The sequence below is a fragment of the Rhodococcus sp. 24CO genome, from assembly GCF_050586165.1.
In the GTDB taxonomy this organism is placed as follows: domain Bacteria; phylum Actinomycetota; class Actinomycetes; order Mycobacteriales; family Mycobacteriaceae; genus Rhodococcus_F.
The window spans coordinates 1-4,307 of sequence record NZ_JAZFNF010000044.1; the positions used below are offsets into that span (position 1 = coordinate 1).

The following is a 4,307-nucleotide window of genomic DNA, read 5'->3' on the forward strand; positions in this document are numbered from 1 at the left end:
ATTCAACACGCGGAGGACGACCGCCCGCCGCTTACCGCCGGCATCGCGTAACTAACGTCCGTGCCTCTTACAGCTAGTAGCGACGGGTAGAACCTAGTCATGACAGCCAGTACGGACCCCGTCCACGCGAGTCCCCAAGATCAGCGGTCTGCGAGCCGTCCGTCTTCTTGCACAATTGGCAGGGCCTTCGGTACTGGCGGGAGCGATTGCACGTCGACGATCGACGTTGCCGTTGTTGGAGAAAATGCAAGCCGATGCCACCACCTCAGAACTGGTGTCCCAGCTTCGCCGAGAGTTCGGACACGGCCCCCTTCTGCTCGATTTACCAGGCAGGCGAGTTGTAGTGATCCTCGACCGCGAGGACGCCATTCGCGTACTCGACGAAATACCTGATCCGTTCACGCCCGCCGACCGCGAAAAAGTAGCGGCATTGAGCACCTTTCAACCACACGGGGTACTCGTCTCACGCGGCCCACTGCGTAATACTCGACGAAAGTTCAACGAAACGGTGCTCGAAACCGGTAAACCGCTTCATCACCTCGCCGAGCCCATGTCGGAGACGATCTCATCGGAAAAGGCTCAGCTCAACGCGCTCGTAATGGCACGCGGATATCTCGACGCAAAAAGCTTCTTGCCGGCGTGGTGGAACATGGTCCGCGCACTCGTCCTGGGAGAAGCGGCTCGCGCGGACAGTTCCGTTACTGACCAACTGTGGTCACTGCGATCGCAGGCTAACTGGTCCTATCTTCTTCCGCACCGACGTCGACTACGAGATCAGTTCGTAGAGAACCTGTATCGATATGCCGCGAGCGCCGAGCTACCCAGCCTGATCGCCGTCGTGAATCAGACGCCTGTGGAATCAGTCGTCGACCCAATCGGCCAGGTACCGCACTGGCTGTTCGCATTCGATGCAGCGGGTATCGTCACTATCCGCGCCCTGGCGCTCCTCGCAGCCTATCCCAAACATCGGCGTCGGGCACTCGAAGAAATCGCCGCGACTGATAACCGGCGCCCCGCTCAGTACCCGTATCTTCGGGCGTGCATTCTGGAATCGGCCCGATTATGGCCGACCGCCCCGGTGATCCTGCGTGATTCGATCGCTTCCACACAGTGGCCCAGACGAGTTGGCGATACCGAAATCCCTGCCGACAGCGCGTTCATGATCTTAACCGCAGCATTTCATCGCGATCCTGATAACGTGCCGTTCGCCGATGTATTCATGCCTGAAGCGTGGCTGGAGGGCCGCGCCGAGACCCAGGCATTCATGCCGTTCAGTGGAGGACCTGCTGTGTGCCCCGGTCAGAACCTGGTTCTCTTCGTCGCTACGACAGCGTTAGCGAAACTGCTATGCGAGAACAACTACTCTTTGGAATTGACGCCGACTATCGATCCCGACTCTGTGGTGCCAGCGACCCTGAATCACTGCAGCCTTCATCTACGGGCTACTCCTGTCCAGGAAATGCTACAACCATAAGGATCCGCTGTTCGGGAGCGAGCGGGCACCAGCCGGCGCAGCTCGCCCTCTTGCATGCGGGCATCTCTGGGCCAGATGTGCCTGCGGGCCAGTGGCCTTCGTAGGCGTGCAAACCTTGACCTCAAGGACAATAGTCCCAAGCTTGCATGCTCAAATTAGTCGTCTAGCAACATGATTGAGTCGATGCAGTCCGCGACGCCAGCAGCTGCGCATCGGGCGACGAAAGCCGTTCGCCGCCAAACCTTCCGCGCGTGAGAGGAGTTATCGCCGGCAGGTGAGGGGCGAGACCGACCACCAGAGCTTTGGCGGCTCTCGGTCATCGTGCATTAGATAAGTGCACTGAACTCGTACATGAGAGTTGCGCGGGATATGCAGGCTTACTGAGATTGTGTAACACCCGCCAGAGAATGAGAGAGTGTCGGCGAATTCTGGTCGCCGAATGCCTGCCGCGTCTTCGTCGTCCTCGGCGAGCTATTCGAGGCTCTGCGTTTCTTGTGGCGTGCACGGCCGGGGTCTGACCGAATAAATGCCGGCGAGGTCAAGGTGAGTCTTACATCACGTGGTGCAGGGTGGTTACCCGTCCGCGCACCGCTCCAGTTTGGTAACCCCTGCCGGCTGAACTAGATTGTGCGGGCTTAGAACGGCTTTTTAGTGTCCGCTTACGGTCTGCATCCCTCGAAGGTGCGGCGCGCGCACTCGTCAATCACATCCGCAACTTGTGCCCGGCGAGCGAGTTTGCGGCGCTGCACGATTGCGCCGTTTCCTTGATCGAAGATCGTGTCCAAGGAAGCTGTGACCTGTTCGAGTTCTCCGAGCGCGGCGAGGGCAGGTGCTACGTGCTCGAGCAGACGGCGAACCGCCTGGTGCGCGGTCATCAAACGCGCACCTTTCGCATCCAACGATTTCCCCTCAAGTCCGTCGCGTGCAGCCCGCCAACATGCTGCTCGGAGCAAGTCCTGGTCGACAGCGGGCGCCGTCTCTCCCGTGGCGATCGCGGCATTTGCCGTCACGACGAGAGCATGTACCAACGTGGCCAACGTAATGGTCTCCTCCACGGTGGCAGGTACGTCGCTGATTCGAATCTCGACGGTGGGAAGGTGATCCGAAATGCGCACATCCCAATAGACCATGTGCGGGTCGAGGATGACACCCGTTTCCAACATCGCTGAAACAGCCGCCTCGTAGTGTTGCGCGGACTCAAAGTAGGGGGGTGGGCCTGAGCTGGGCCATCTTCCGAAAAGAACGTATCGCCAACTCGCATAACCGGTGTCGCGACCGCTGCTGATCGGAGAGTTCGCGGTCAACGCCAACAGAGTCGGTAGCCACGGGCGAAGATGATTGATGATCTGAACCGCCCGTTCGCGATCGTCCACACCCACATGAATGTGGCAACCACACATCACGCCGTCGGAGAGAGCTCCGTATAGCCCCGCCATGCGCTGATATCGTGATTCCAGCGTGACCGCGTCGATCGGCGGGTCATAGAACGGTGTCCCAACCGCAATCAATTGGCAACCTACTCGGGCCGCAGCATCAGCGGTTACGGCACGCGATTCACACAGCTGATCGCGAAGATCGCGGATATGGGCACCGATCGACGTGGCCGTCTCGACCTGGCAGCGCGACAGTTCGAGTTGAAGGGTGATACCGAGTTCGCGACCGGCCTCGGCAACCTCAGAGTTGCGCAGACTGAGACGTCCCGTTTGCGGATCGCAGAGCAGAAACTCTTCTTCGATACCGAGCGTCGGTGTACCAGCGGAGGACATATCGGAAGCGGGCTTTTCCATGGGATTACCTCCGCGGCTGGGGGGGTTCGTGACGTCTGATTTCTTGTTCCGTTTATCCAGCTCAACGTCAACTTTCCCACGGCACCGTCGTCTGAAACATCGGCTACAGATACGTCAAATTGACGTTAGCGGTTTGTACTTCGGGCGGATCGAAAGGATAATTTTTTGGCCCGGGCGAGGGACGGAACCTATGGCGAATTTCGGCAGGCCAATAGGACGTTTCCGGTAACCCACCTGCTGGACATGTCCCCTCCCCCCTGAAGCCTGGACAGTGCACCCGGCGAGATCACCGGACAAGGTTCTCCAGGCCTCAGAGGGGCACGGCGCACCACATGAATCCGAAGAATTCGCATGGGCCTTTTGCCAGAAACTGGTCGGCAGCCGCAAACCATGCCACAACACATCGACCTTGCAACTAAGCGTGACGAGTTTTCTGAGTTGGACGTCAGCGACGTCCTCGTCGCTCGTGGGTCATGGGAGAAGCGCACGTCCGGATCTCGTCAGAGCAATCACCGACAGTGTCTGGGAGTGCATCCCGTCCGGGATTCGGTAAGGACAATCCCATCTTCAATCGGGCCGTGAGTGCGCTGCTCCGCCTGAGGGAATGCCCGTTGACGCAAATGGTTATTTGACCGTCCCGGAACCCGGCAGCACAGCGGATTGCGGTTCTGAGCACGGGTTCCGTTCGCATTGTTCGAGCACAAGCTTTATCGCACTCAGTGTGAGACGGATACCGAGAACTGTATGAGTCAGCGCAGCGCCTTCCGATTGCTGGTTTATCTGCGGAGTTTCATGTTCGAATGCCGTAGATTTTCATGTTCGAATGTCGGGGATCGGTGCCATACCGTTCGAGGTGTCGCTGGGTACTCTCGTGCTCAGTTCAGGACAGCGCGTTGGGACCGTCGGGACTGCACCCGGTTTGATTGACATCTGACCTGTGAAGATCAGTCTTCACGGTGGAAGGATGGTGCTATGCCGAAACCGTTCCCCGAGGAGTTCCGTCGCGACGTGGTCGCGGTCGCCCGCAAACGCGAGGCCCCACTTTT

2 protein-coding genes are annotated in these 4,307 nt (G+C 59.0%); one reads left to right on the top strand and one right to left on the bottom strand.

The annotated features are described in order from the left end of the window. The first annotated feature begins 175 nt into the window (after window positions 1–175). Window positions 176–1,474, top strand: coding sequence for a cytochrome P450 (locus V2B23_RS30680; protein WP_430953665.1), 1,299 nt, complete (start codon window positions 176–178; stop codon window positions 1,472–1,474). 659 nt (window positions 1,475–2,133) lie between these two features. Here V2B23_RS30680 and V2B23_RS30685 read toward each other — a convergent pair. Next, window positions 2,134–3,261: a glutamate--cysteine ligase 2 gene (locus V2B23_RS30685; RefSeq protein WP_430953666.1), complete on the bottom strand. Its 1,128-nt coding sequence runs from the start codon at window positions 3,259–3,261 to the stop codon at window positions 2,134–2,136. Window positions 3,262–4,307 lie beyond the last annotated feature (1,046 nt).

Excerpts from the sequence above, each read along its gene's own strand:
- V2B23_RS30685 (WP_430953666.1), bottom strand. The coding sequence starts at position 3,261 with ATGGAAAAGCCCGCTTCCGATATGTCCTCCGCTGGTACACCGACGCTC.